Annotated in this window: 18 protein-coding genes; 15 read left to right on the forward strand and 3 right to left on the reverse strand. The window is 71.3% G+C overall.

Annotated elements, in window-relative coordinates:
* Window positions 1–147: 147 nt before the first annotated feature.
* From ACFVVO_RS25485 to ACFVVO_RS25495, 3 genes are all read left to right on the forward strand, one after another.
* Complete coding sequence (locus ACFVVO_RS25485; protein ID WP_018544743.1) at window positions 148–351, forward strand: hypothetical protein; 204 nt, start codon at window positions 148–150, stop codon at window positions 349–351.
* A gap of 243 nt (window positions 352–594) precedes the next feature.
* Window positions 595–4,188: a chromosome segregation protein SMC gene (gene smc / locus ACFVVO_RS25490; protein WP_390057906.1), complete on the forward strand. Its 3,594-nt coding sequence runs from the start codon at window positions 595–597 to the stop codon at window positions 4,186–4,188.
* Between the two features lie 226 nt (window positions 4,189–4,414).
* Window positions 4,415–5,833 (forward strand): sugar porter family MFS transporter, encoded by a 1,419-nt coding sequence (locus ACFVVO_RS25495; RefSeq protein WP_390057907.1) that lies wholly within the window; start codon window positions 4,415–4,417, stop codon window positions 5,831–5,833.
* A 595-nt stretch (window positions 5,834–6,428) separates the two neighbouring features.
* Here the strand turns inward: ACFVVO_RS25495 and ACFVVO_RS25500 are convergent.
* Complete coding sequence (locus ACFVVO_RS25500; RefSeq protein WP_390057908.1) at window positions 6,429–7,901, reverse strand: cytosine permease; 1,473 nt, start codon at window positions 7,899–7,901, stop codon at window positions 6,429–6,431.
* Window positions 7,902–8,070: 169 nt separating this feature from the next.
* Here ACFVVO_RS25500 and ftsY point away from each other — a divergent pair, with 169 nt between their 5' ends.
* Entirely contained in the window at window positions 8,071–9,273 is a 1,203-nt protein-coding gene (gene ftsY, locus ACFVVO_RS25505) for a signal recognition particle-docking protein FtsY (RefSeq protein WP_390057909.1), read from the forward strand.
* A gap of 141 nt (window positions 9,274–9,414) precedes the next feature.
* Here the strand turns inward: ftsY and ACFVVO_RS25510 are convergent, their stop codons facing one another.
* A complete protein-coding gene (locus tag ACFVVO_RS25510) occupies window positions 9,415–10,083 on the reverse strand; it encodes a bifunctional DNA primase/polymerase (protein ID WP_390057910.1) in 669 nt (222 codons plus the stop codon).
* Between the two features lie 456 nt (window positions 10,084–10,539).
* Between ACFVVO_RS25510 and ACFVVO_RS25515 the strand changes: the two genes are divergently transcribed.
* The 6 genes from ACFVVO_RS25515 to ftsH all read left to right on the forward strand — a co-directional run bounded on the left by ACFVVO_RS25515 (window position 10,540) and on the right by ftsH (window position 20,195).
* Complete coding sequence (locus ACFVVO_RS25515) at window positions 10,540–12,018, forward strand: hypothetical protein (protein ID WP_390058019.1); 1,479 nt, start codon at window positions 10,540–10,542, stop codon at window positions 12,016–12,018.
* A 331-nt stretch (window positions 12,019–12,349) separates the two neighbouring features.
* Window positions 12,350–13,693 carry an ammonium transporter gene (locus tag ACFVVO_RS25520; protein ID WP_390057911.1) on the forward strand — a complete coding sequence of 448 codons (1,344 nt, stop codon included), beginning with the start codon at window positions 12,350–12,352 and terminating at the stop codon, window positions 13,691–13,693.
* Window positions 13,690–14,028 (forward strand): P-II family nitrogen regulator, encoded by a 339-nt coding sequence (locus tag ACFVVO_RS25525; RefSeq protein WP_100828472.1) that lies wholly within the window; start codon window positions 13,690–13,692, stop codon window positions 14,026–14,028. The genes ACFVVO_RS25520 and ACFVVO_RS25525 overlap by 4 nt, the downstream gene beginning before the upstream one ends.
* 26 nt (window positions 14,029–14,054) lie before the next feature.
* On the forward strand, window positions 14,055–16,505 hold the full coding sequence (locus ACFVVO_RS25530) for a [protein-PII] uridylyltransferase (protein WP_390057912.1): 2,451 nt from the start codon (window positions 14,055–14,057) through the stop codon (window positions 16,503–16,505).
* A gap of 114 nt (window positions 16,506–16,619) precedes the next feature.
* Window positions 16,620–18,167 carry a signal recognition particle protein gene (gene ffh, locus ACFVVO_RS25535; protein ID WP_390057913.1) on the forward strand — a complete coding sequence of 516 codons (1,548 nt, stop codon included), beginning with the start codon at window positions 16,620–16,622 and terminating at the stop codon, window positions 18,165–18,167.
* Between the two features lie 90 nt (window positions 18,168–18,257).
* The gene (gene ftsH / locus ACFVVO_RS25540) at window positions 18,258–20,195 is read left to right on the forward strand and encodes an ATP-dependent zinc metalloprotease FtsH (RefSeq protein ID WP_390057914.1); all 1,938 of its coding nucleotides are present in this window, start codon (window positions 18,258–18,260) and stop codon (window positions 20,193–20,195) included.
* Window positions 20,196–20,230: 35 nt separating this feature from the next.
* On the opposite strand, the gene ACFVVO_RS25545 is transcribed toward ftsH, so the two are convergent.
* Window positions 20,231–21,157 carry a class I SAM-dependent methyltransferase gene (locus ACFVVO_RS25545; RefSeq protein WP_390057915.1) on the reverse strand — a complete coding sequence of 309 codons (927 nt, stop codon included), beginning with the start codon at window positions 21,155–21,157 and terminating at the stop codon, window positions 20,231–20,233.
* 525 nt (window positions 21,158–21,682) lie between these two features.
* Here ACFVVO_RS25545 and ACFVVO_RS25550 point away from each other — a divergent pair.
* The 5 genes from ACFVVO_RS25550 to trmD all read left to right on the forward strand — a co-directional run bounded on the left by ACFVVO_RS25550 (window position 21,683) and on the right by trmD (window position 24,729).
* Window positions 21,683–22,279, forward strand: coding sequence for a hypothetical protein (locus ACFVVO_RS25550; protein ID WP_390057916.1), 597 nt, complete (start codon window positions 21,683–21,685; stop codon window positions 22,277–22,279).
* Window positions 22,280–22,605: 326 nt separating this feature from the next.
* On the forward strand, window positions 22,606–23,025 hold the full coding sequence (gene rpsP / locus ACFVVO_RS25555) for a 30S ribosomal protein S16 (RefSeq protein WP_061925778.1): 420 nt from the start codon (window positions 22,606–22,608) through the stop codon (window positions 23,023–23,025).
* A 5-nt stretch (window positions 23,026–23,030) separates the two neighbouring features.
* On the forward strand, window positions 23,031–23,270 hold the full coding sequence (locus ACFVVO_RS25560; protein ID WP_005479813.1) for an RNA-binding protein: 240 nt from the start codon (window positions 23,031–23,033) through the stop codon (window positions 23,268–23,270).
* 83 nt (window positions 23,271–23,353) lie between these two features.
* Window positions 23,354–23,899, forward strand: a complete 546-nt coding sequence (rimM, locus tag ACFVVO_RS25565) for a ribosome maturation factor RimM (protein ID WP_390057917.1) — start codon at window positions 23,354–23,356, stop codon at window positions 23,897–23,899.
* A complete protein-coding gene (trmD, locus tag ACFVVO_RS25570) occupies window positions 23,896–24,729 on the forward strand; it encodes a tRNA (guanosine(37)-N1)-methyltransferase TrmD (protein ID WP_390057918.1) in 834 nt (277 codons plus the stop codon). The genes rimM and trmD overlap by 4 nt, the downstream gene beginning before the upstream one ends.
* Window positions 24,730–24,825: the final 96 nt, after the last annotated feature.

Genomic DNA, 24,825 nt, shown 5'->3' on the forward strand with positions numbered 1-24,825 from the left:
TGGTGAGACGCTGAAAGCCCCGCGCACCTTCGCTGTTTGGCATGTAGGAACGCAGAGCAACACTCGAGTGTGTCAAGCACCGCGGGTGCGAATCCCTCACGACCCACACCGCATCGGTCGGTCACTCATTGTGGAGGACCATCCATCATGGCAAAGGCGCTTCTCGGTTACGTCGGCGGCTCCGACCCTCGACTCCTCGCCGAGATGCGACGGCTGCAGCAGCGTGTACAGGACCTGGAGTCCGAGCTCGTACGGATCCAGGCGGAGAACGACGCGCTGGCGGCTGCCGCTTCTCAGGACAGGATCATGGAGAGCATCGACGCACACCAGGCGGAGCCTGCGCTCACCTGATCGCTGCATCGCTCCACGACAGCAGTCGCAGCGGTTGGGGTGCCCGTATCAACCGCACTAGTTGTAAGCAACCGCGACCCGGTCGCCAGAGTTGCAAGGGACGCTTCGGCGTCCCTTCTTTCTTCCCCCGTGCATCCTTTCACCGTCTTTAACGTTTGGTTTGCCCTGCGTGTTCAATGGCGAAACCGTGCGGTTGCGAGTGTCCGTGGAGTGAGATAGCGGCGGCGGGTAGAGTCCAGCGGCGTGCACCTCAAGGCCCTGACTCTCCGCGGGTTCAAGTCGTTCGCCTCGGCGACCACGCTCCGGTTCGAACCGGGTATCACGTGCGTCGTCGGTCCGAACGGCTCGGGCAAGTCCAATGTCGTGGACGCACTGAGCTGGGTCATGGGCGAGCAGGGCGCCAAGTCGCTGCGCGGCGGCAAGATGGAGGACGTCATCTTCGCCGGCACCACCGGCCGCCCGCCGCTGGGCCGTGCCGAGGTGTCCCTGACCATCGACAACTCCGACGGCGCCCTGCCCATCGAGTACGCCGAGGTCACCATCACGCGGATCATGTTCCGCAACGGCGGCAGCGAGTACCAGATCAACGGCGACACCTGCCGTCTGCTGGACATCCAGGACCTGCTCTCCGACTCCGGCATCGGCCGCGAGATGCACGTCATCGTCGGCCAGGGCCAGCTCGACTCCGTCCTGCACGCGGACCCGACCGGCCGCCGGGCGTTCATCGAGGAGGCCGCCGGTGTCCTCAAGCACCGCAAGCGCAAGGAGAAGGCGCTGCGGAAGCTCGACGCGATGCAGGCCAACCTCGCGCGCGTGCAGGACCTCACCGACGAACTGCGCCGCCAGCTCAAACCGCTCGGCCGGCAGGCGGCGGTGGCCCGCCGCGCCGCCGTCATCCAGGCGGACCTCCGCGACGCCCGGCTGCGTCTCCTCGCCGACGACCTCGTACGCCTGCGCGAGGCACTGAAGTCCGAGATCGCCGACGAGGCGGCCCTGAAGGAGCGCAAGGAGTCCGCCGAGCGGGAGCTGAGGAAGGCGCTCCAGCGGGAGGCCCTGCTGGAGGACGAGGTACGGCGGCTCACACCGCGCCTGCAGCGCGCCCAGCAGACCTGGTACGAGCTGTCCCAGCTTGCCGAACGGGTCCGCGGCACCGTCTCGCTGGCCGACGCCCGCGTGAAGAGCGCCACCTCCGCGCCCCCCGAGGAGCGGCGCGGCCGCGACCCCGAGGACATGGAGCGCGAGGCCGCCCGCATCCGCGAGCAGGAGGCCGAGCTGGAGGCGGCTCTGGAGGCCGCCCAGCGGGCCCTGGACGACACGGTCGCCCACCGCGCCGAGCTGGAGCGCCAACTCGGTGTCGAGGAACGCCGGCTGAAGGACGTCGCCCGCGCCATCGCCGACCGCCGCGAGGGCCTCGCCCGCCTCTCCGGGCAGGTCAACGCGGCCCGTTCGCGCGCCGCCTCCGCCCAGGCCGAGATCGACCGGCTGGCCGCCAGCCGCGACGAGGCCCAGGAGCGCGCGGTCCGGGCCCAGGAGGAGTACGAGGCCCTGAGAACGGAGGTCGACGGTCTCGACGCCGACGACGCCGACCTCGCCGAGCGGCACGAGACGGCGAAGCGGGCGCTCGCCGAGGCCGAGTCCGCGCTGACCGAGGCCCGCGAGGCGGCCACCGCCGCGGAACGCCGGCGCGCCGCGACCCAGGCCCGGCACGAGGCGCTGGCGCTGGGCCTGAGGCGCAAGGACGGCACCGGCATACTCCTGGACGCCCGGGACCGCCTCACCGGAGTCCTGGGCCCGGCGGCGGAACTGCTGACGGTGACCCCCGGCCACGAGGTGGCGCTGGCCGCGGCCTTCGGCGCTGCGGCCGACGCCGTCGCCGTGACGTCCCCGGCCTCGGCGGCCGACGCGATCCGCCTCCTCCGTAAACAGGACGGAGGGCGGGCGGCCCTGCTCCTGACCGACACCCGGGGGGCCTCCGACGGCGGCCCGGGCGGCCCGGACGTCTCCGGCGACGGACCCCAGGACGGGCGCCTCGGTGGAAGCCCCTTCGCCGCCGACCTGGTGCGGGGCCCCGCCGAGCTCATGCCCGCCGTCCGGCGGCTGCTGCGCCGGATCGTGGTCGTCGGCACGCTGGAGGACGCCGAGGACCTGGTCCACGCGCACCCCGGACTGACCGCCGTCACCGCCGAGGGCGATCTGCTCGGCGCGCATTTCGCGCACGGTGGCTCGGCCGGCGCGCCCAGCCTGCTGGAGGTGCAGGCATCCGTGGACGAGGCGGCCGCCGAGCTGGAGGAGCTGGCCGTCCGCTGCGAGGAGCTGACCGGGGCCCAGCACGCGGCGGCCGAGCGGCGCACCGGAGCCGCCACGCTCGTGGAGGAGCTGGGGGAGCGGCGGCGGGCCGCCGACCGGGAGAAGTCGGCCGTGGCCCAGCAGCTCGGGCGGCTCGCGGGACAGGCGCGGGGCGCGGCGGGGGAGGCCGAGCGGTCGGCCGCGGCCGCGGCACGCGCGCAGGAGGCGCTGGACAGGGCCGTACAGGAGGCCGAGGAGCTGGCCGAACGGCTCGCCGTCGCCGAGGAGATGCCGGTGGAGGAGGAGCCGGACACCTCGGTGCGGGACCGGCTCGCCGCCGACGGCGCCAACGCGCGGCAGACCGAGATGGAGGCCCGCCTCCAGGTCCGTACGCACGAGGAACGGGTCAAGGGACTCGCGGGACGCGCCGACTCGCTGGACCGGGCCGCCCGCGCTGAGCGCGAGGCACGCGCGCGTGCCGAGCAGCGGCGGGCCCGGCTCAGGCACGAGGCCGCCGTCGCGGAGGCCGTCGCCTCCGGCGCCCGGCAACTGCTCGCGCACGTCGAGGTGTCCCTCGGGCGGGCGGCGGAGGAGCGGGCCGCCGCCGAGGCCGCGAAGACCTGGCGGGAGCAGGAGCTGACCGCCGCCCGGAACGCGGGCCGTGAACTGAAGTCGCAACTCGACAAGCTGACGGACTCGGTGCACCGGGGCGAGGTGCTCGGCGCCGAGAAGCGGCTGCGGATCGAGCAGCTGGAGACGAAGGCGCTGGAGGAGCTGGGCGTCGAGCCGGCGGGGCTGGTCGCGGAGTACGGCCCGCACCAGCTCGTGCCGCCCTCGCCCCCCGCCGTCGGCGAGGAGCTGCCCGAGGATCCGGAGCACCCGCGCAACCGGCCCCTGCCGTTCGCGCGTGCCGAGCAGGAGAAGCGGCTCAAGGCCGCCGAGCGCGCCTACCAGCAGCTCGGCAAGGTCAACCCGCTGGCGCTGGAGGAGTTCGCGGCGCTGGAGGAGCGGCACAAGTTCCTCAGCGAGCAGCTGGAGGACCTGAAGAAGACCCGCGCCGACCTCCTTCAGGTGGTCAAGGAGGTGGACGAGCGCGTCGAGCAGGTCTTCACCGAGGCCTACCGGGACACCGCGCGGGAGTTCGAGGGCGTGTTCAGCCGGCTCTTCCCGGGCGGCGAGGGACGCCTGGTGCTGACCGACCCCGACAACATGCTCACCACGGGCGTGGACGTCGAGGCGCGTCCGCCGGGCAAGAAGGTCAAGCGGCTGTCCCTGCTCTCCGGTGGCGAGCGCTCGCTGACCGCCGTGGCGCTGCTGGTGTCGATCTTCAAGGCCCGGCCCAGCCCGTTCTACGTCATGGACGAGGTCGAGGCGGCCCTGGACGACACCAACCTCCAGCGGCTGATCCGGATCATGCAGGAGCTCCAGGAGAGCTCGCAGCTGATCGTGATCACACACCAGAAGCGCACGATGGAGGTCGCCGACGCGCTCTACGGCGTCTCCATGCAGGGCGACGGCGTGTCGAAGGTCATCTCGCAGCGCCTTCGCTGATCCCTACTCCAAGATCCACCCACCCTGTGTTCACCATTTGAACACAGGGTGATCCAGTGCGTCTCAAAACTCACAGCAACACAAGTATTGACTTCGAAACTTGAAGGCATAGTCTCTGCAACGTTGCTTTTACCTTCAGGTCTAAGTGGTGTGATCGCGACGCCACGGGATACCTGTAAGGGCTCACCCCCACGCGGCAGCGTTGCCGTGGCCCGAGGAGTTATTCGTGACCAGCACTGCGCAGGCACCCAAGTCGAGAGCCGGGACGGCTCACCCCGATCATCTCGGGCACGTCATCTTCATCGCGGCGGCGGCCGCCATGGGCGGTTTCCTGTTCGGCTACGACAGCTCGGTGATCAACGGCGCCGTCGAGGCCATCCGGGATCGCTACGACATCGGGTCCGCGGCCCTGGCCCAGGTCATCGCCGTCGCGCTGATCGGCTGTGCCATCGGTGCCGCGACCGCCGGCCGGATAGCCGACCGGATCGGCCGCATCCGCTGCATGCAGATCGCCGCCGCGCTGTTCACGGTCAGCGCCGTCGGCTCCGCGCTGCCCTTCGCGCTGTGGGACCTCGCTTTCTGGCGCATCGTCGGCGGCTTCGCCATCGGCATGGCCTCCGTCATCGGCCCGGCCTACATCGCCGAGGTCGCCCCGCCCGCCTACCGCGGCCGGCTCGGCTCCTTCCAGCAGGCCGCGATCGTCGTCGGTATCGCCATCTCCCAGCTGGTCAACTGGGGTCTGCTGAACGCCGCCGGCGGCGACCAGCGGGGCACGCTGATGGGCATCGAGGCCTGGCAGGTCATGCTCGGCGTCATGGTGGTCCCCGCCGCTCTGTACGGTCTGCTCTCCTTCGCGATCCCGGAGTCCCCGCGCTTCCTGCTCTCCGTCGGCAAGCGTGACCGCGCCCGCGCGATCCTCGCCGAGGTCGAGGGCAAGGACGTGGACCTGGACGCACGCGTCGCCGAGATCGAGCACGCGATGAAGAGCGAGGACAAATCCACCTTCAAGGACCTGCTCGGCGGTGGCTTCTTCTTCAAGCCGATCGTCTGGGTCGGTATCGGCCTGTCTGTGTTCCAGCAGTTCGTCGGCATCAACGTCGCGTTCTACTACTCCTCGACGCTGTGGCAGTCGGTCGGTGTCGACCCGACGGACTCGTTCTTCTACTCCTTCACGACGTCGATCATCAACATCCTCGGCACCGTGATCGCGATGATCTTCGTGGACCGCATCGGCCGCAAGCCGCTCGCCCTCATCGGCTCCGTCGGCATGGCCGTGGGCTTGGCGCTGGAGGCCTGGGCGTTCTCGTACCACCTCGTCGACGGCAAGCTGCCCGCGACCCAGGGCTGGGTCGCCCTGGTCGCCGCCCACATCTTCGTGCTCTTCTTCGCCCTGTCCTGGGGCGTGGTCGTCTGGGTCATGCTCGGCGAGATGTTCCCGAACCGGATCCGTGCCGCCGCGCTGGGCGTGGCAGCCGCCGCCCAGTGGATCGCCAACTGGGCGATCACCGCGAGCTTCCCGTCGCTGGCCGACTGGAACCTGTCCGGCACGTACGTGATCTACACGGTCTTTGCCGCGCTCTCCATCCCGTTCGTCCTGAAGTTCGTCAAGGAGACGAAGGGCAAGACGCTGGAGGAGATGGGCTGACCGCCCCGCCAAGTCCCGAGGAGAAGGGCCAAGTCCCCGCTGCCCCTCTCCTCGAACCCCCGCCGCCCCCGCTCGGTCACTGCCCGAGCGGGGGCGGCTCTTTGCCGGCGGGCGCACGCCGGCAGCCGGCCTCGCCGGGGTCGGCCGTCCAGCGCCGGGGCCACCCGCTCCGCGAACAGCCGCAGGCTCCGCCGGCCCTCCGCCGGCGGCATCCCGCCCACCAGCGGATGCAGGACGAGGCCGGCCAGGCGCAGGCTCACGCACTGCCCGGGGTGAGGACCCGGTACACGCCCTCCTCGCGCAGGTCGCGGACCGTCGTGGACCGCCGACCGCACCGCCGAGCGGGTCCCGCCGGACTGCGAGGAGGCGTACGCCCGCGTCTGGTGCGGGAAGTGCTCGCCGTACCCGGCCCGGGCCCGGTCCGGATCCCCGGCGAGGTGCGGCAGCGGGCTCTCGGCGGCGGGGGTGGCGCCTGGTTCGGCCGGGTTGAAACGTACGACCGTGCCGGGCATGGCTGCGTCCCCCTGCGGGTGTGCAGGGGGACGTCGGCCGGCGGAGCGTCAGAAGGCCATCGCGGCCCCGCGGGCGGGCCCGGTCAGACGGCGGCGGTCGCGGGCTCCTCGGCGGGCTCGCCGGATCCGGCGGCGGGCTCGCCGGCCTCCGTCGGGGGCGCCACCGCCGGCTTCGGCAGGGCCGCGTACAGCAGCCCGGAGATCACGACCGTGGCGACCCAGCCGAGGCCGTACTCGCCGACGACGTTGTTCTTCGCCAGCGGGCCGGTGAACCAGTCCGAGGTGGTGAACAGCAGGCCCGCGACGAGACCGACCGCCCAGGCCACCACCGCGGCGGGGGAGAAGCCGCCCCGGTACCAGTAGGCGCTGGTGCGCGTGGTGTCGGCCATGGCCCGGCCGTCGTACTCCGTGCGCCGCAGCATGTCCGCGCCGAACACGCCCACCCAGGCCGAGAAGGCGACCGCCAGCAGGGAGAGGAAGGCGATGAACGAGCCCATGAAGCTCGTCGCCACCAGCATCAGCACCCCGCCGAGGATCAGCGAGATCATGGCGTTCACCGAGACCGCCCAGCGGCGCGGCACCTTGAAGCCCAGGGTCTGCGCGGTGAAGCCCGCCGAGTACATCGACATGGAGTTGATCAGCAGCATGCCGATCAGCGCGATGAGCAGGTACGGCACCGCGATCCACGTCGGCAGGATCTCGCCCAGGAAGGAGACCGGGTCCGCCGCCGAGGCCAGGTCCGGAGTCGAGACCGCCATGACCGCGCCCATCAGCACCATCGGCAGTACGACGATCCCGGCGCCGCCCACCGCCGTGCCCACGATCGCCTTCGACGACGCGGTGCGCGGCAGGTAACGGGTGAAGTCCGGCGCGGACGGGATCCAGCTGACCCCGCCCGCCGCGATCATCCCGATGCCGGTGATCACGGCGGCCGTGGAGCCGGCGCCGTGGTGCATCACCTTCGACCAGTCCGTGTTCACGGCCAGGTAGCCCAGGACCAGCACGGAGAAGACGCCGAACACATAGGTCGCGTACTTGTTGCACTTCTGCACGGCGTTGATGCCGAGACCGGAGATCGCGAAGGTCGCGACGACGAAGGCCAGCAGCATCACCATGTCCAGCACGCTGTTCGCCCTGATGCCGAACACGATGTCCACGATGGTGAGCATCGCGTACGCGCCGGTCACCGCGTTGATCGTCTCCCAGCCCCAGCGGGCGACCCAGATCAGCGAACCGGGCAGCAGATTGCCGCGCTGGCCGAACACCGCGCGCGACAGTGCCATGCCCGGGGCGCCGCCCCGCTTGCCGGCGATGCCGATCAGGCCGACCAGCCCGTACGCCACGACCGGCGCGGCGGCCGCGACGACGAGGGCCTGCCAGATGTTCAGGCCGTACGCCACCACCAGGCTCGCGCCCATGGTGAGCAGCAGCACGCTGATGTTGGCGCCGACCCAGGTCGGGAACAGTTCACGGGTTCTCGCGGTCCGCTCGTGGTCGGGTACCTGCTCGATGCCACGGGTCTCGAGAGCGCCTTCGGCCTCGGCTGTCTTGCTCATGAAAGAGGGTGCCTCGGGGTGGGGGGACGGGACGTCGGGGACTCTACGCGCGTGGACGGAGTCAATACCATCGTACTTTGATCCGACTCCTGCCTTCCAGTGGCTTTTGTCTCTCGGAGGAAGCCACGAACCCGGCGGCGGCGTACCCATGGCCGATACTGGACGCGTTATGGAAACCATCATCCTTGCTGTAGTCATCGCCGTGGTCGTCCTCGGCGCGCTCGGCGGGCTCATCGTCGGCAGCCGGCGCCGCAAGCCGCTGCCCCCGCCGCCGCCCAGCACGCCCGACATCACCGCGCCCCCGGCCGAGCCGCACGTCGGCGAAGAGGCCGAGACCCCGCGCGACGAACCGCGCCGGACGATCGAGGAGGTGGATCTTCCCGGCGGCCCCGCCCCGGTCGTCGTCGAGGAGCCGCCCACCGTCGAGGCTTTCGAGATCGAGATCCCGGAGCCCACCGCGGGGCGGCTGGTCCGCCTGCGCACCCGTCTCTCCCGCTCGCAGAACGCCCTGGGCAAGGGCCTGCTCACGCTGCTGTCCCGCGAGCACCTCGACGAGGACACCTGGGAGGAGGTCGAGGACACGCTGCTCACCGCCGACGTCGGTGTGCAGCCCACCCAGGAGCTGGTCGAGCGGCTGCGCGAGCGGGTGAAGGTGCTCGGCACCCGCACCCCGCAGGAGCTGCGCAGTCTGCTGCGCGAGGAACTGCTCAAGCTGGTCGGCACCGAGGTCGACCGCTCGGTCAGGACCGAGCCCGAGGACCGCAAGCCCGGCATCGTGATGGTCGTCGGGGTCAACGGCACCGGAAAGACCACCACCACCGGCAAGCTCGCCCGGGTGCTCGTGGCCGACGGCCGCACCGTCGTGCTGGGCGCCGCCGACACCTTCCGGGCCGCCGCCGCCGACCAGCTCCAGACCTGGGGCGAGCGCGTCGGTGCCTACACCGTGCGCGGCCCCGAGGCCGGTGACCCCGCCTCCGTCGCCTTCGACGCGGTCAAGGAGGGCAAGGAGATGGGGGTCGACGTGGTCCTCATCGACACCGCCGGCCGACTGCACACCAAGACCGGCCTCATGGACGAGCTGGGCAAGGTCAAGCGCGTGGTCGAGAAGCACGCGCCGCTGGACGAGGTGCTGCTCGTCCTGGACGCCACCACCGGCCAGAACGGTCTGGTGCAGGCCCGCGTGTTCGCCGAGGTCGTGAACATCACCGGCATCGTGCTGACCAAGCTCGACGGAACCGCCAAGGGCGGCATCGTGGTCGCGGTCCAGCGCGAGCTGGGCGTCCCGGTCAAGCTGATCGGCCTCGGTGAGGGCGCGGACGACCTGGCGCCGTTCGAGCCGGAGGCGTTCGTGGATGCGCTCATCGGTGACTGACGACGGGGTGTGTTCACCCGCCGGATCCAAGAAGCGCCCGCCCCCAGGACAGTGGGGCGGGCGCTTCGCCCTTTCCGGCACGCCGCCACGAGGCGGTCGCGCGGACGACGCTCATGCGGAAGGCCCTCGCGCGCAGGGCGCTCAGGCCCGCGCCCGCGCCCGCGACCGGTGGGCCACATAGGCCAGCGTGCCCAGCAGCAGCCGGGCGGCCGGGAGCCGGGTCACCGAGTCCAGCGCGGGCGGGCGCAGCCAGCGCACCGGGCCGAGGCCGCCCCGGTCGGAGGGCGGCGCGGTGATGTGCGTCCCGGGGCCGAGGCCGCGCAGGTCCAGCGTGGACGGGTCGTCCCAGCCCATGCGGTAGAGGAGCTGGGGGAGGTCGGCGGCGCCGCCCGGGGTGACGAAGAAGTGAGCGCGTCCGTCGGGGGTCGCGGTGACCGGGCCGAGCGGGAGGCCCATGCGCTCGAGCCGGACCAGGGCGCGGCGCCCGGCGGGCTCGGCCACCTCGATGACGTCGAACGCACGGCCGACCGCGAGCATCACGGAGGCGCCCGGGAACCCGGCCCAGGCCCTGGTCACCTCGTCGAGCGTGGCGCCGGCCGGCACCGGCGGCGCGAAGCCGAGCGGATGCGCGCCCGGGGCCCGGCAGCCGGCGCGCCCGCAGGAGCAGACGCCCCCCGCGGCCCGCGCGCCGGGCACCACGTCCCAGCCCCACAGTCCGGTGAACGCCGCGACGGCGGTGCACTCCGACGAACGGCCGCGCCGACGCGTGCCGGAGCGGATCTCGCGCATACCGCCGATCGTGAAGCCCATGCCCCCTCCAACGGGTCCGGCGCGCCGGTGGTTACGACGCGGAACGAGACGGAAGCGGAACGTGACGCTACGGCTGCGGTTCCGCTCGCTCCGTGAGGCCGAGGCGGCGCGTCGAAGCGTCGTGGGTGGCGTGAGGAGGATCGTGCGCCCCCGCGTGCATCACCCCGCCGACGTCCTGTCGTCCTATGTCAAGTGAATCGCGTTGTGCCGACCGGGAGTTCATTCGAAGGGGTGGCGAATGGTGGCGTTTCCAGGTTCGCCATGGCTGGACGGGTGATCGTGGGATTACTGTGAGTGTGTGAGGCCTGGGGGCACATGCTCTCGCGGGTATGCCGGAGGCAAGCCGTCGGTTCGTTCGAAGGGTGAGAACCGGCGGACGGGAGGCCCTATTTACCGGCATTCTGATAGGGCTTGGCGCACTCGGCGGCAAGTGGTCTCAGGGATGGGGGCGTGCCAGTGGGCGGCAACGGCGGAAGCGGGACGAACGCTGACAAGCGCCCCAACGAGCTGCTCGGTTCGTGGTTCGTGCGCAGCGGCTGGTCCAAGGGTGAGCTGGCCCGCCAAGTGAACCGCAGGGCACGCCAGTTGGGTGCCAACCACATCTCCACGGACACCTCGCGGGTGCGTCGCTGGCTGGACGGCGAGAACCCGCGCGAGCCGATCCCGCGGATCCTCTCCGAGCTGTTGTCCGAGCGCTTCGGCTGCGTCGTCTCCATCGAGGACCTCGGCCTGCGCGCCGCCCGCCAGGCACCCTCCGCGTCCGGCGTCGACCTGCCCTGGACGGGCCCGCAGGCGGTGGCCCTGCTCAGCGAGTTCTCGCGCAGCGACCTGATGCTGGCGCGGCGCGGCTTCCTCGGGACCTCGCTGGCCCTGGCCGCCGGCCCGTCCCTGGTCGAGCCCCTGCAGCGCTGGCTCGTGCCGGCTCCCTCCTCGCCACACGCGCCGGAGCCCGAGACCGCCCTCGACTCCCGCAGGCCGGGCCGGCTCTCCAAACCCGAGCTCGAGCTGCTGGAGTCCACCACGCGGATGTTCCGCCAGTGGGACGCCCAGTGCGGTGGCGGCCTGCGCCGCAAGGCGGTCGTCGGGCAGCTGCACGAGGTCACCGACCTGCTCCAGGAGCCCCAGCCCGAGGCCACCAGCCGCAAGCTCTTCAAGGTCGCCGCCGAACTCGCCGAACTCGCGGGCTGGATGTCGTACGACGTGGGTCTCCAGCCCACCGCGCAGAAGTACTTCGTCCTCGCCCTGCACGCCGCGAAGGAGGCCGGCGACAAACCGCTCGGCTCCTACGTCCTGTCCGACATGAGCCGCCAGATGATCCATCTCGGCCGGCCCGACGACGCCCTGGAGCTGATCCATCTCGCCCAGTACGGCAGCCGCGACTGCGCCGGCCCGCGCACCCAGGCCATGCTGTATGCGATGGAGGCCCGCGCCTACGCCAATATGGGCCAGCCCGGGAAGTGCAAGCGGGCGGTCCGCATGGCCGAGGACACCTTCGCCGATGCCGACGAGTGGGACGAGCCGGACCCCGACTGGATCCGCTTCTTCTCCGAGGCCGAACTGTTCGCGGAGAACTCGCACTCCTACCGCGATCTCGCCTACGTGGCCGGCCGCAGCCCCACCTACGCCTCCCTGGCCCAGCCGCTGATGGAGCGGGCGGTGGAGCTGTTCGCCAAGGACCAGGAGCACCAGCGGTCGTACGCGCTGAACCTGATCGGCATGGCCACCGTGCACCTGCTGCGGCGCGAGCCCGAGCAGAGCACCCAGTACGCCTCCGACGCCATGCGGGTCGCCAAGAAGGTGCGTTCCGAGCGGGTGAACACCCGGATCCGCAAGACGGTCGACACCGCCGTGCGCGACTTCGGCGACCTCACCGCCGTCGTCGACCTCTCCGACCAGCTCGCCGTGGACCTGCCGGAGGCCGCAGAGGCCGTCTGACCCCGCAGGACACCCATACGCCGGCCGCGGCCGGTCCTCCCGAACCGCCCGACTCGGCTCCCCCGCGCCAGGTCATCGGAGAGGCCCGCCGCGGCCGGTTTTTTTCCTTCCGCGAAGGTTGCGCCACGATAACGATCCCGCAGCCCGACATCTCGCTCTTCATCGACGCGTAACACGCAGGGCGCCTTCGTCACCCCGGCGAAACAACGAGGGGCCTCCGCCGAAACCGCGCTGCGCCAGTCTCATGGCGCATAACCGGCCCGCCCCTCACCCGACCGGACCGCTCAGGCACCGCCCGCACGGGGCCGTACCAACCGACGAGGAGACGCCGATGGCACCAGCCATCACGCTTGCCGCGGAGGCACCCAAGTTGTCCGCCGCGAACACAGGCTTCATGCTCATCTGTTCCGCCCTGGTGCTGATCATGACCCCGGGCCTGGCCTTCTTCTACGGAGGCATGGTCCGCGTCAAGAGCACCCTGAACATGCTGATGATGAGCTTCATCAGCATGGGCATCATCACCATCCTCTGGGTGCTCTACGGCTTCTCCCTCGCCTTCGGCTCGGGATCCGGCCTGCTCGGGTGGAACGCCGACTGGCTCGGCCTCAGCAACATCGGGCTGACGGAGCTCTGGGACGGCTACACGATCCCGGTCTACGTCTTCATGGTCTTCCAGATGATGTTCGCCATCATCACGCCGGCCCTGATAAGCGGTGCCCTGGCCGACCGCGTCAAGTTCTCGGCCTGGTCGCTGTTCATCGCGCTGTGGGCCACGATCGTCTACGTCCCGGTCGCCCACTGGGTGTGGGGCGCCGACGGCTGGGCCTACAAGCTCGGCGTGATCGACTTCGCCGGTGGTACCGCGGTCCACATCAACGCCGGTGCCGCGGCCCTCGGCGTCATCCTGGTCATCGGCAAGCGGGTCGGCTTCAAGAGGGACCCGATGCGACCGCACAGCCTTCCGCTGGTCATGCTCGGCGCCGGTCTGCTGTGGTTCGGCTGGTTCGGGTTCAACGCCGGCTCCTGGCTGGGCAACGACGACGGCGTAGGCGCGCTGATGTTCGTGAACACGCAGGTCGCCACCGCCGCCGCCATGCTCGCCTGGCTCGCCTACGAGAAGATCCGCCACGGCGCGTTCACCACGCTGGGCGCCGCCTCCGGCGCGGTCGCCGGCCTGGTCGCGATCACCCCGTCGGGCGGCGCGGTCTCCCCGCTCGGCGCGATCGCCGTCGGCGTCATCGCCGGTGTCGCCTGCGCCGCGGCCGTCGGCCTGAAGTTCAAGTGGGGCTACGACGACTCCCTCGACGTCGTCGGCGTCCACATGGTCGGCGGCATCATCGGCTCGCTGCTCATCGGCTTCTTCGCCACCGGAAAGGGTCAGTCCGACGCCACCGGCGTCTTCTACGGCGACCACTCCTTCGACCAGCTGTGGAAGCAGTGCGCCGGTGTCTTCGCGGTCCTCGCCTACTCTCTGGTCGCCTCCGCCGTCCTCGCCTTCCTGATCGACCGGACGATCGGCATGCGGGTCACCGAGGACGAGGAGATCTCCGGCATCGACCAGGCCGAGCACGCCGAGAGCGCCTACGACTTCAGCGGCACCGGCGGCGGTGTCATCGGCTCTGCCACCCCCGGTCCGGCCCCGGCCGCCAAGCCCTCCAAGAAGGTGGACGCATGAAGCTCATCACCGCCGTCGTCAAGCCACACCGGCTGGATGAGATCAAGGAGGCCCTTCAGGCCTTCGGCGTCCACGGACTGACGGTCACCGAGGCCAGCGGTTACGGTCGTCAGCGGGGCCACACCGAGGTCTACCGCGGTGCCGAGTACACCGTCGACCTGGTTCCGAAGATCCGTATCGAGGTACTGGCTGAGGACGACGACGCCGAGCAGCTGGTCGAGGTCATCGTCAAGGCGGCCCGCACCGGCAAGATCGGTGACGGCAAGGTCTGGTCGCTGCCGGTGGAGACGGCCGTACGCGTCCGCACCGGCGAGCGCGGCCCGGACGCGCTCTGACACGACGCTAGGACAGGAGTCGCTGGGTGACGGGTACGAATGTGCGCAAAGAGACGGACGACTCGGGACCCGGCGGCTACGCGGCGGCCCGGCTGCGCCTCCTCACCGAGGAGGCGCGGTCCGGGCCGCCGCGCCGTTCCGCGCTCGCCGAGCTGACCGACGACTGGCTCTCCGGCCTCTTCACGGCCGCGGCCGGGGGACTGAGGGGCGTCTCGCTCGTCGCCGTCGGCGGCTACGGCCGCGGGGAGCTGTCCCCGCGCAGCGACCTCGATCTCCTGCTGCTGCACGACGGCGGTGACCCCGGCGCGGTCGCCGCCCTGGCCGACCGCCTCTGGTACCCGGTCTGGGATCTCGGCCTCGCCCTCGACCACTCGGTGCGCACCCCGGCCGAGGCCCGCAGAACGGCCGGCGAGGACCTGAAGGTCCAGCTCGGCCTGCTGGACGCCCGGCACCTCGCCGGCGACCTCGGCCTCACCGCGGGACTGCGCACCGCCGTCCTGGCCGACTGGCGCAACCAGGCCCCCAAACGCCTCCCCGAGCTGCAGGAACTCTGCGCCGAGCGCGCCGAACGGCAGGGTGAGCTGCAGTACCTGCTGGAACCCGATCTCAAGGAGGCCCGCGGCGGCCTCCGGGACGCCACCGCCCTGCGCGCCGTCGCCGCCTCCTGGCTGGCCGACGCTCCGCGCGAGGGTCTCGCGGACGCCCGCCGGCACCTGCTCGACGTCCGGGACGCCCTGCACCTGGCCACCGGCCGTGCCACCGACCGGCTGGCACTCCAGGAACAGGACCAGGTCGCGGCCGGGCTGGGCCTGCTGGACGCCGACACCCTGCTGCGCCAGGTGTACGAGGCGGCGCGGGTGATCTCGTACGCCAGCGACGTCACCTGGCGCGAGGTGGGGCGCGTGCTGCGCTCGCGCGCCGTCCGTCCGCGCCTACGCGCCATGCTGGGCGGCGGAAAACCGGTCACCGAGCGCTCGCCGCTGGCCGAGGGCGTGGTCGAGCAGGACGGCGAGGTGGTGCTCGCCCGCGCCGCACGCCCCGAACGCGACCCCGTGCTGCCGCTGCGCGCCGCGGCCGCGGCGGCCCAGGCCGGCCTTCCGCTCTCGCTGCACGCCGTACGGCGCATGGCCGCCACCACACGCCCGCTGCCCACGCCCTGGCCCGCCGAGGCCCGCGAACAACTGGTCACACTGCTCGGCTCCGGCCGCCCGACCATCGACGTCTGGGAGGCACTGGAGGCGGAGGGCCTGATCAGCCGGCTCCTGCCCGACTGGGAACGGGTCCGCTGCCGGCCGCAGCGCAACGCCGTCCACATCTGGACGGTGGACCGGCATCTGATCGAGACCGCGGTCCGCGCATCCGAGCTGACCCGCCGCGTCAGCCGCCCCGACCTGCTCCTCGTCTCCGCGCTGCTGCACGACATCGGCAAGGGCTGGCCCGGCGACCACTCCGTGGCCGGCGAGATCATCGCCAAGGACGTGGCCATGCGGATCGGCTTCGACCGCGCCGACGTCACGGTGCTGTCCACGCTCGTCCGGCACCATCTGCTGCTGATCGAGACGGCCACCCGGCGCGACCTGGACGACCCCGCCACCGTCCACTCGGTCGCCGAGGCCGTCGGCAGCCAGAGCACCCTGGAACTGCTGCACGCCCTCACCGAGGCCGACGCGCTCGCGACCGGCCCCGCCGCCTGGTCCTCCTGGCGCGGCTCCCTCGTCGCCGACCTGGTGCGGCGCGTGGCCGCGGTCCTGGCCGGCGACGCGGTCGAGGAACCCGAGCCCGCCGCGCCCACCGCCGAGCAGGAACGCCTCGCCATCGAGGCCTTCCGCACCGGCAGCCCCGTCCTCGCGCTGCGCGCGCAGCCCGAACCGGCGCCCGAGGAGGAGGCCCAGGGCGAGCCCGAACCGCTCGGCGTCGAACTGCTCATCGCCGTACCGGACCAGCCGGGCGTGCTGCCGGCGGTCGCCGGCGTCCTCGCCGTGCACCGGCTGACCGTCCGCACGGCCGGGCTGCGCGCCCTGCGCCTGCCCCACGACGTCGAAGACGCGTCGGTCCTGCTGCTGAACTGGCGGGTCGCCGCCGAGTACGGCTCCCTGCCGCAGGCCACCCGGCTGCGTGCCGACCTGGTCCGGGCCCTCGACGGCTCCCTCGACATCGCCGGCCGCCTCGCCGAGCGGGACGCGGCCTACCCGCGCCGCCGCGGCTGGGTGGCCCCGCCGCCCCGGGTGACGGTGGCCCCGGCGGCATCCCACCACGCCACGGTGATCGAGGTACGCGCGCAGGACGCCCCCGGGCTGCTGTTCCGGATCGGGATGGCCCTGGAGAAGGCGGCGGTGCGGGTGCGCAGCATGCACGTCAGCACCCTGGGCTCCAACGCGGTCGACGCCTTCTACGTGACGACGGGCACCGGAGCGCCGCTGCCGCCGGAGGACGCGGCGTCGACGGCCAAGGTGCTGGAGGAGACGTTGCGCGGATGACGTGAGGTGCCGTTCCCGTCCGCTGCGTGGGGCGGGCGGGGGATATCCGCCCTCCGGGCGGATACCCTGGAGGACAGCCCAGAACGCCCCCGACTTCCGAGGACCGACGCCGCCGTGTTCGATACCCTCTCCGACCGCCTCAGTGCGACCTTCAAGAACCTCCGTGGGAAAGGCCGACTGAGCGAAGCGGACATCGACGCCACGGCGCGCGAGATCCGCATCGCACTTCTCGAAGCCGACGTGGCCCTGCCCGTCGTCCGGTCGTTCATCAAGAACGTCAAGGAACGCGCGCTCGGCGCCGAGGTTTCCAAGGCGCTGAACCCCGCCCAGCAGGTCCTCAAGATCGTCAACGACGAACTGGTGACCATCCTCGGCGGCGAGACCCGCCGGCTCCGCTTCGCCAAGCAGCCCCCCACCGTGATCATGCTCGCGGGTCTGCAGGGTGCCGGTAAGACCACCCTCGCGGGCAAGCTCGGCAAGTGGCTCAAGGAGCAGGGCCACTCGCCGCTGCTCGTCGCCGCCGACCTCCAGCGCCCGAACGCCGTCAACCAGCTGAGCGTCGTCGCCGAGCGCGCCGGTATCGCCGTCTACGCCCCGGAGCCGGGCAACGGTGTCGGCGACCCGGTCAAGGTCGCCAGGGACTCCATCGAGCACGCGCGGACCAAGGTCCACGACATCGTGATCGTGGACACCGCCGGCCGTCTCGGTATCGACCAGGAGATGATGCAGCAGGCCGCGGACATCCGCGACGCCGTCTCCCCGGACGAGATCCTGTTCGTCGTCGACGCGATGATCGGTCAGGACGCCGTCAACACCGCCGAGGCCTTCAGCGACGGCGTCGGCTTCGACGGCGTGGTGCTCTCCAAGCTCGACGGTGACGCCCGCGGTGGTGCCGCCCTGTCGATCCGGCAGATCACCGGCAAGCCGATCATGTTCGCGTCGAACGGCGAGAAGCTCGACGACTTCGACGCGTTCCACCCGGACCGGATGGCCTCCCGCATCCTCGACCTGGGTGACCTGCTCACCCTGATCGAGCAGGCGGAGAAGACCTTCAGCCAGGAAGAGGCCGCCAAGATGGCCTCCAAGCTGGCGTCGAAGAAGGGCCAGGACTTCACCCTGGACGACTTCCTGGCCCAGATGGAGCAGGTCAGGAAGATGGGCTCCATCTCCAAGCTGCTCGGCATGCTCCCGGGCATGGGCCAGATCAAGGACCAGATCAACAACCTGGACGAGCGGGACGTCGACCGCACCGCCGCGATCATCAAGTCGATGACCCCGGTCGAGCGCCAGGAGCCGACGATCATCAACGGCTCCCGTCGCGCCCGCATCGCCAAGGGTTCCGGCGTCGACGTCAGCGCGGTGAAGAACCTCGTCGAGCGGTTCTTCGAGGCCCGCAAGATGATGTCCCGCATGGCGCAGGGCGGCGGTATGCCGGGCATGCCGGGGATTCCGGGCATGGGCGGTGGCCCCGGCCGGACCAAGAAGCAGCCGAAGAAGGCCAAGGGCAAGCAGCGCTCCGGCAACCCGATGAAGCGCAAGCAGCAGGAGCAGGAGGAGGCGGCCCGGCGCGCGGCGGCCGCTGAGGGCGGCGCCTTCGGGCTGCCGCAGCAGGGCGGCCAGGAGTTCGAGCTGCCGGACGAGTTCAAGAAGTTCATGGGCTGAGTCCCGCCGGTACATCCCTGAGGGCGCCCCCTGAGTCAGGGGGCGCCCTCAGCGCATGCCGAGGCAGGCGTGGTGCCGTAACGTCCAGGTATGAGCAATGCGGCGCCACCCCGCAAGGCCCCTGACCAGCCGTGGCGCGCCGAGGGCACCCCGGACGAGACGCCCCGGCCGTCCGGCGGCGGACTGCGCGGCGGCAAGTGGTGGGGCCTGCTCGTCACCGCGGTGATCGTCTTCCTGCTGGCGTACGTCGGCCTCAACTACCTGGGCCAGGGAAACGAGCCGACGATCTCCTACACGGAGTTCAGCCGGGAGGTCGGCGCCGGCAACGTCGCCAAGATCTACTCCAAGGGCGACGCGATCCAGGGCCAGCTCAAGAGCCCCCGAGCCAACCCCGACGGCGGCGGTGACTACACCAAGTTCCGGACACAGCGGCCCGCCTTCGCCGACGACAAGCTGTGGCAGAACCTGAGCAGCCACGGCATCACGGTGACGGCACGTCCGGTCGTACAGGAGCGCGGACTCCTCTCCAACCTGCTGATCTCCCTGATCCCGATCGTGCTGCTGGCCGCGGTGTGGATCTTCATCGCCCGGCGGGTCGGCACGGGGCTGGGCGGCGCGGGCGGCATGTTCGGGCGCAAGGCACCGCCCAAACCGGTCGAGCTGCGGCCCGGCAACGGGCGCACCACGTTCGCCGACGTGGCCGGCATCGACGAGGTCAAGGGCGAGCTGGACGACGTGGTCGACTTCCTCAAGCACCCCGACACCTACCGCAAGATGGGCGCCAAGCTGCCCCGTGGAGTCCTGCTCGCGGGATCCCCGGGCACCGGCAAGACCCTGCTCGCGCGCGCGGTCGCGGGCGAGGCCGGCGTGCCGTTCTTCTCGGCCTCGGCGTCCGAGTTCATCGAGATGATCGTCGGCGTCGGCGCGTCCCGGGTCCGTGAGCTGTTCGCCGAGGCCCGCAAGGTGGCACCGTCGATCATCTTCATCGACGAGATCGACACCATCGGACGGGTGCGCGGCGGCGGCGCCTCGATGAGCGGCCATGACGAGCGCGAGCAGACCCTGAACCAGATCCTCACCGAGATGGACGGCTTCTCCGGCTCCGAGGGCGTGATCGTCATCGCGGCGACCAACCGCGCGGACATCCTCGACCCGGCGCTGACCCGGCCCGGCCGCTTCGACCGGGTGGTCAGCGTGGCCCCGCCGGACCGCGGCGGACGCGAGGCGATCCTGCGGATCCACACCCGGGAGATGCCGCTCGCCGACGATGTGGACCTGGCCCGGCTGGCGCGGGTGACACCCGGAATGACGGGTGCGGATCTGGCCAATCTCGCCAACGAGGCCGCGCTGCTCGCGGTCAAGGGCAAGCAGGAGCAGGTGACGCGGGCAGACCTGTCCGAGGCACTGGAGAAGGTGCAACTGGGCGCCGAGCGCACCCTGGTGATGCCCGAGGAGGACCGCCGCCGCACCGCTTACCACGAGAGCGGCCACGCCCTGCTCGGCATGCTGCAGACCGGCGCCGACCCGGTCCGAAAGATCACCATCGTGCCGCGCGGACGGGCGCTCGGGGTGACCATGTCCACGCCCGAGGTGGAGCGGTACGCGCACTCGGAGGGCTATCTGCGCGGCCGCATCATCGGCGCGCTCGGCGGCATGGCCGCGGAGGAGGTCGTCTACGGAGTCGTCACCACCGGCGCCGAGAGCGACCTCGAGCAGGTCACCAACATCGCGCGCGGGATGGTGGCCCGCTGGGGCATGAGCGAGCGTGTCGGCCGGCTCTCCGCGCTCCCCAGCGACGCCCAGCAGGCGTACGGACTGTCGGCCGCCCCGCAGACCCTCGACGTGATCGACGCCGAGATGCGCCGGATCGTCGACGAGTGCTACGCGGAGGCCTGCCAGAAGCTGCGCGACCACCGCGGCCGGCTGGACGCACTGGCACAGGCGCTGCTGGAGAACGAGACGCTGGAGGAGGCGGACGCCTACCGGATCGCCGGCGTCACCCGCCTGGCCAAGGACGCGGAAGCCTAGAGGGACAGGCCTGCGATACCGGGCGGGGAGCGCGTCTACGGCACGCGGGCGATCAGATAGCGGAAGACGTTCGGCATCCAGACCGTCCCGTCCGCGCGCCGGTACGGATGCAGCGCCTCCGCCAGCTCCTTGTCCACCTGCTTGCCGTCGGTGGCCGCGATCGCCGCGTCGAAGAGTCCGGTCGACAGCAGGCCGCGTACCGCGCTGTCGACATCGGCGTACCCGAACGGGCAGGTCACCCGTCCCGAGCCGTCCGGCTTCAGCCCGGCCCGCTGGGCGACCTCCTCCAGGTCGTCGCGGCGGGCGGGCCGCCAACTGCCCGGGCTGCGCAGCGGATCGGCGAGCTTCGTCGCCACCCGCAGCACGGAGGAGGTGGCGCAGCGCTCCGGCGGGCCCCAGCCGGCCAGCACCACGGCCGCCCCGCGCGCGGCCAGCGGCAGCGCGCCCGCCAGCACGCCGCCCAGGCCCTCGGAGTCGCCCGCCAGACAGCCGATCGGCTCGAAGACGGTCATCAGGGTGTACGCAGGGGTCTCCGCGGCCGCCCCGTGGCCCGGTAAGTCCTCGACGAGCCTCGTGCCCGTTTCCCTGCCCGCGCCCGGTCCCGTGCCACTTCCTCTGCCCGTGGCCGTTTCCGTGCCCGGACGCGTACGCGCGCGCGTGCCCCGCGTGGCGTCCGGCGACAGGCGCTCGCGCGCGAGGGCGAGCAGTTCCCGGCAGGAGTCGACGCCGGTCACGGCGGCCCCTCTGGAGGACGCCATCAGCAGGGCGAGACCGGAACCGCAGTGCAGGCCCAGCAGCCGTGTCGCCGGCCCCACCTCGAGCCGCTCGTAGACGGCCTCGTAGAGCGGGACCAGCATCCGCTCCTGGATCTCGGACCAGTCACGCGCGCGTGCGCACGGGTTCACGCCGGGTGGTACGGAACCCGCGTGAGACAAGCGCTCCCGCACGAGCGTAGGTGTCATAGGTAAGCGCCCCAATCCGCCGACAGTTCGTCGCAGTGCCCGATTGCGAGGCCCCCGTGCCGATCGCTCGCACCCTCCACCTATGTCAGGTAACTCCCGGCTCGCGATGCCGTCCAGGGGTCGTGGGGCCCTGCTTGGGGACTGAGCACACAAGTGGCGAGATTTCACATCCACGCAACCCGGGCGACCGTACGGTGTCCGCTCTCGGGAGGGACGGGCCGGTGACGAGGGGTGCGGACGCACCCGGTAACGTCACGATCGGCGCGGACGCTGACAGAGGTGACGGCCACACGCGAGAGCGACCGAAACGCACCTTGCGCATCCGCCGCCCACCGCCACAGCACCGCTTACATGTCGCGTCGTACGTCGGACTACGCACCGGCTTGGTACGAGCTGTGAGGCTTCTCCGCAGATCAGCGCACCCGCCCTCGTCAGGACGCATCAGCGGCAACTGACGGGTACGTGCAAATTATTTGGGATGGCCCGGAATAGGAACAGAGTGGCACCCACGCTCGTTGTCATTACGTGAGCACGACACAGACACCACCTGTTCTCGCCGCAGAGCTGGCACAGGCGTGGGCCGACATTCAGCGGTACCACCCCGAGCTGCCTGACCTTGCCGCGCCAGAGTCCCTGATCGGGGAGTCGTCGTCCGCGTGCGGTCACGAACTCTCCTTCGAGCGCCTGCTCCACGAGGCCGTCCACGGCATCGCCGCCGCCCGCGGTGTCCGCGACACCTCCCGCGCCGGCCGCTACCACAACCGCCGCTTCCTGGCCATCGCCGAGGAACTGGGCCTGGACCACCCCGAGGAGCCGCATCCCAGCAGCGGCTTCTCGCTGGTCACGCTCAATCCCGAGGCGAAGCGGCGCTACCGTCCGACCATCGAACGCCTCCAGCGCGCCCTGAAGGCCCACACGGCAGCCACCTCCGCCGACACCTCACGCACCTTCCGCGGCCCGGCGGCGCGCCACGGCTCCTCCGGCGGCGGCGTCCGCGTCAAGGCGGTCTGCGACTGCGGCCGCAACGTCCGGGTGGTGCCCTCGGTCCTGGCCCAGGCCCCCATCGTGTGCGGCGGCTGCGGCAAGCCGTTCCGGATCCCGGAGGTCGTGGGAGTGGCGTAGTCGCGAGCCGCGAGTACCGGCATCTCGTGGGTGCCGGACGCGGGCTCGTCCCCGCGTGGCTGCCGTCGGCGCCTCGCGGCGCCGAGCGGCGCACCCGACGTGACCTCACCCCCGCGCCGGGTGCCGCTCGGGCATGCCCAGGATCAGTCCGTACCCCCGTGGCGAAGAGTGACCCGATGGGTATGGCAGAATGGCTAGCTGCACTCGACAGCCGCACAGGACCCCTCTCTCCTCCGGCTGACGCGTCCATCGGGCATTCGGGTACCGCAACCCCACGCGGCAACTCGCCGTGCCCAACCACGTCAAAACCAGGAGAGTCCACTCCCGTGGCAGTCAAGATCAAGCTGAAGCGTCTGGGCAAGATCCGTTCGCCTCACTACCGCATCGTCGTCGCCGACTCCCGTACCCGCCGTGACGGCCGGGCCATCGAGGAGATCGGCAAGTACCACCCGACCTACAACCCGTCGGTCATCGAGGTGGACGCCGAGCGGGTGGCGTACTGGCTGGGTGTCGGCGCGCAGCCGACCGAGCCCGTTCTCGCCATCCTGAAGAAGACCGGCGACTGGCAGAAGTTCAAGGGCGAGCCGGCTCCCGCGCCGCTGCTCGTCGCCGAGCCGAAGGCCACGCGTCCGTCGTTCGAGGCTCTCGGCGGTGACGACGAGGGCAAGGGTGAGGCGATCACCCAGAAGAAGAAGGCTGAGAAGAAGGACGAGGCCGCTGCCGAGTCCGAGTCGACCGAGGCCTGAGCAGCATGCTCGAAGAGGCCCTTGAGCACCTCGTGAAGGGCATCGTCGACAACCCTGACGATGTGCAGGTCGCCTCGCGCGACCTGCGCCGCGGGCGCGTGCTGGAGGTCCGGGTCCACCCCGACGACCTCGGCAAGGTGATCGGCCGTAACGGTCGTACCGCGCGTGCTCTGCGTACCGTCGTGGGTGCCATCGGTGGCCGTGGTGTCCGCGTCGACCTCGTCGACGTGGACCACGTCCGCTGACGCTCAGCGCAGCACCGGCTCGGGCCGGGGAGGGCCACTGGGCCGTCCCCGGCCCGTAGTCGTATGACAGGAGATCGAGCACAGTGCAGCTGGTAGTCGCACGGATCGGCCGCGCCCACGGCATCAAGGGCGAGGTCACCGTCGAGGTACGTACCGACGAGCCGGAGCTGCGGCTCCCCCCGGGAGCCGTTCTGGCCACCGACCCGGCCTCCGCCGGACCGCTCACCATCGCCACCGGCCGGGTGCACAGCGGCCGCCTCCTGCTGCGCTTCGAGGGTGTCGGCGACCGCACCGCCGCCGAAGCGCTGCGCAACACCCTGCTGATCGCCGAGATCGACCCCGAGGAACTGCCCGAGGGCGAGGACGAGTACTACGACCACCAGCTCATGGATCTCGACGTGGTCACCGAGGACGGCACGGAGGTCGGCCGGATCACCGAGATCTCGCACCTGCCCTCCCAGGACCTGTTCATCGTCGAGCGCCCGGACGGCAGCGAGGTGATGATCCCCTTCGTGGAGGAGATCGTGACCGAGATCGACCTCGAGGAGCAGAAGGCCGTCATCTCGCCCCCGCCGGGCCTGATCGACGACAGCGCCGAGATCGCCTCGTCCCGGGAAGAGGACGCATGAGGCTCGACGTCGTCACGATCTTCCCCGAGTACCTCGAGCCGCTGAACGTCTCCCTCGTCGGCAAGGCACGCGCGCGTGGGCAGCTGAACGTCCATGTGCACGACCTGCGCGCGTGGACGTACGACCGGCACAACACCGTCGACGACACGCCCTACGGCGGCGGCCCCGGCATGGTCATGAAGACCGGGCCCTGGGGCGACGCGCTCGACACGGTGCTCGCCGACGGCTACGAGACCGGCGCCCGGGCCCCCGCGCTGATCGTCCCCACCCCCAGCGGCCGTCCTTTCACCCAGGAACTGGCGGTCGAACTCTCCGGGCGCCCCTGGCTGATCTTCACACCGGCCCGCTACGAGGGCATCGACCGGCGCGTCATGGACGAGTACGCGACCCGGATGCCCGTCTACGAGGTCTCCATCGGCGACTACGTGCTCGCCGGCGGTGAGGCGGCCGTCCTGGTCGTGACCGAGGCCGTGGCCCGGCTGCTGCCCGGTGTCCTCGGCAACGCCGAGTCCCACCGGGACGACTCCTTCGCGCCCGGCGCGATGGCCAACCTCCTGGAAGGCCCGGTCTACACCAAACCGCCCGTCTGGCGCGGCCGGGACATCCCCGAGACGCTGCTCAGCGGCCACCACGGCCGGATCGCCCGCTGGCGCCGCGACGAGGCCCTGCGGCGCACCACGGCCCACCGGCCCGACCTGATCGAGCGCTGCGACCCCAAGGCCTTCGACAAGAAGGACCGGGAGATGCTCTCCATCCTGGGCTGGGAACCGGACCCGGAGGGGGAGCCGTACGGCCGGTTTTGGCGCCAGGCCGGCGGCATGGAACAATAGGCCGCTGTTGTGCGCCCGTCCGGCGTGCGCCCCTGCCACAGGGGGACACGACGCCCGCACCGACCCGCACGGCAGTCCTCATGGAAACCTAGTTCC

The organism is Streptomyces sp. NPDC058145 (genome assembly GCF_042884245.1).
GTDB lineage: Bacteria > Actinomycetota > Actinomycetes > Streptomycetales > Streptomycetaceae > Streptomyces.

What these genes read in the sequence shown, in the direction of transcription:
- ACFVVO_RS25560 (WP_005479813.1), top strand. Translation starts at nt 23,031, where the DNA reads ATGCTCGAAGAGGCCCTTGAGCACCTCGTGAAGGGCATCGTCGACAAC.
- trmD (WP_390057918.1), top strand. Translation starts at nt 23,896, where the DNA reads ATGAGGCTCGACGTCGTCACGATCTTCCCCGAGTACCTCGAGCCGCTG.
- ACFVVO_RS25485 (WP_018544743.1), top strand. Translation starts at nt 148, where the DNA reads ATGGCAAAGGCGCTTCTCGGTTACGTCGGCGGCTCCGACCCTCGACTC.
- ACFVVO_RS25500 (WP_390057908.1), bottom strand. Translation starts at nt 7,901, where the DNA reads ATGAGCAAGACAGCCGAGGCCGAAGGCGCTCTCGAGACCCGTGGCATC.
- ACFVVO_RS25525 (WP_100828472.1), top strand. Translation starts at nt 13,690, where the DNA reads ATGAAGCTCATCACCGCCGTCGTCAAGCCACACCGGCTGGATGAGATC.
- ACFVVO_RS25545 (WP_390057915.1), bottom strand. Translation starts at nt 21,157, where the DNA reads ATGACACCTACGCTCGTGCGGGAGCGCTTGTCTCACGCGGGTTCCGTA.
- ACFVVO_RS25510 (WP_390057910.1), bottom strand. Translation starts at nt 10,083, where the DNA reads ATGGGCTTCACGATCGGCGGTATGCGCGAGATCCGCTCCGGCACGCGT.
- ftsY (WP_390057909.1), top strand. Translation starts at nt 8,071, where the DNA reads ATGGAAACCATCATCCTTGCTGTAGTCATCGCCGTGGTCGTCCTCGGC.
- ftsH (WP_390057914.1), top strand. Translation starts at nt 18,258, where the DNA reads ATGAGCAATGCGGCGCCACCCCGCAAGGCCCCTGACCAGCCGTGGCGC.
- ACFVVO_RS25520 (WP_390057911.1), top strand. Translation starts at nt 12,350, where the DNA reads ATGGCACCAGCCATCACGCTTGCCGCGGAGGCACCCAAGTTGTCCGCC.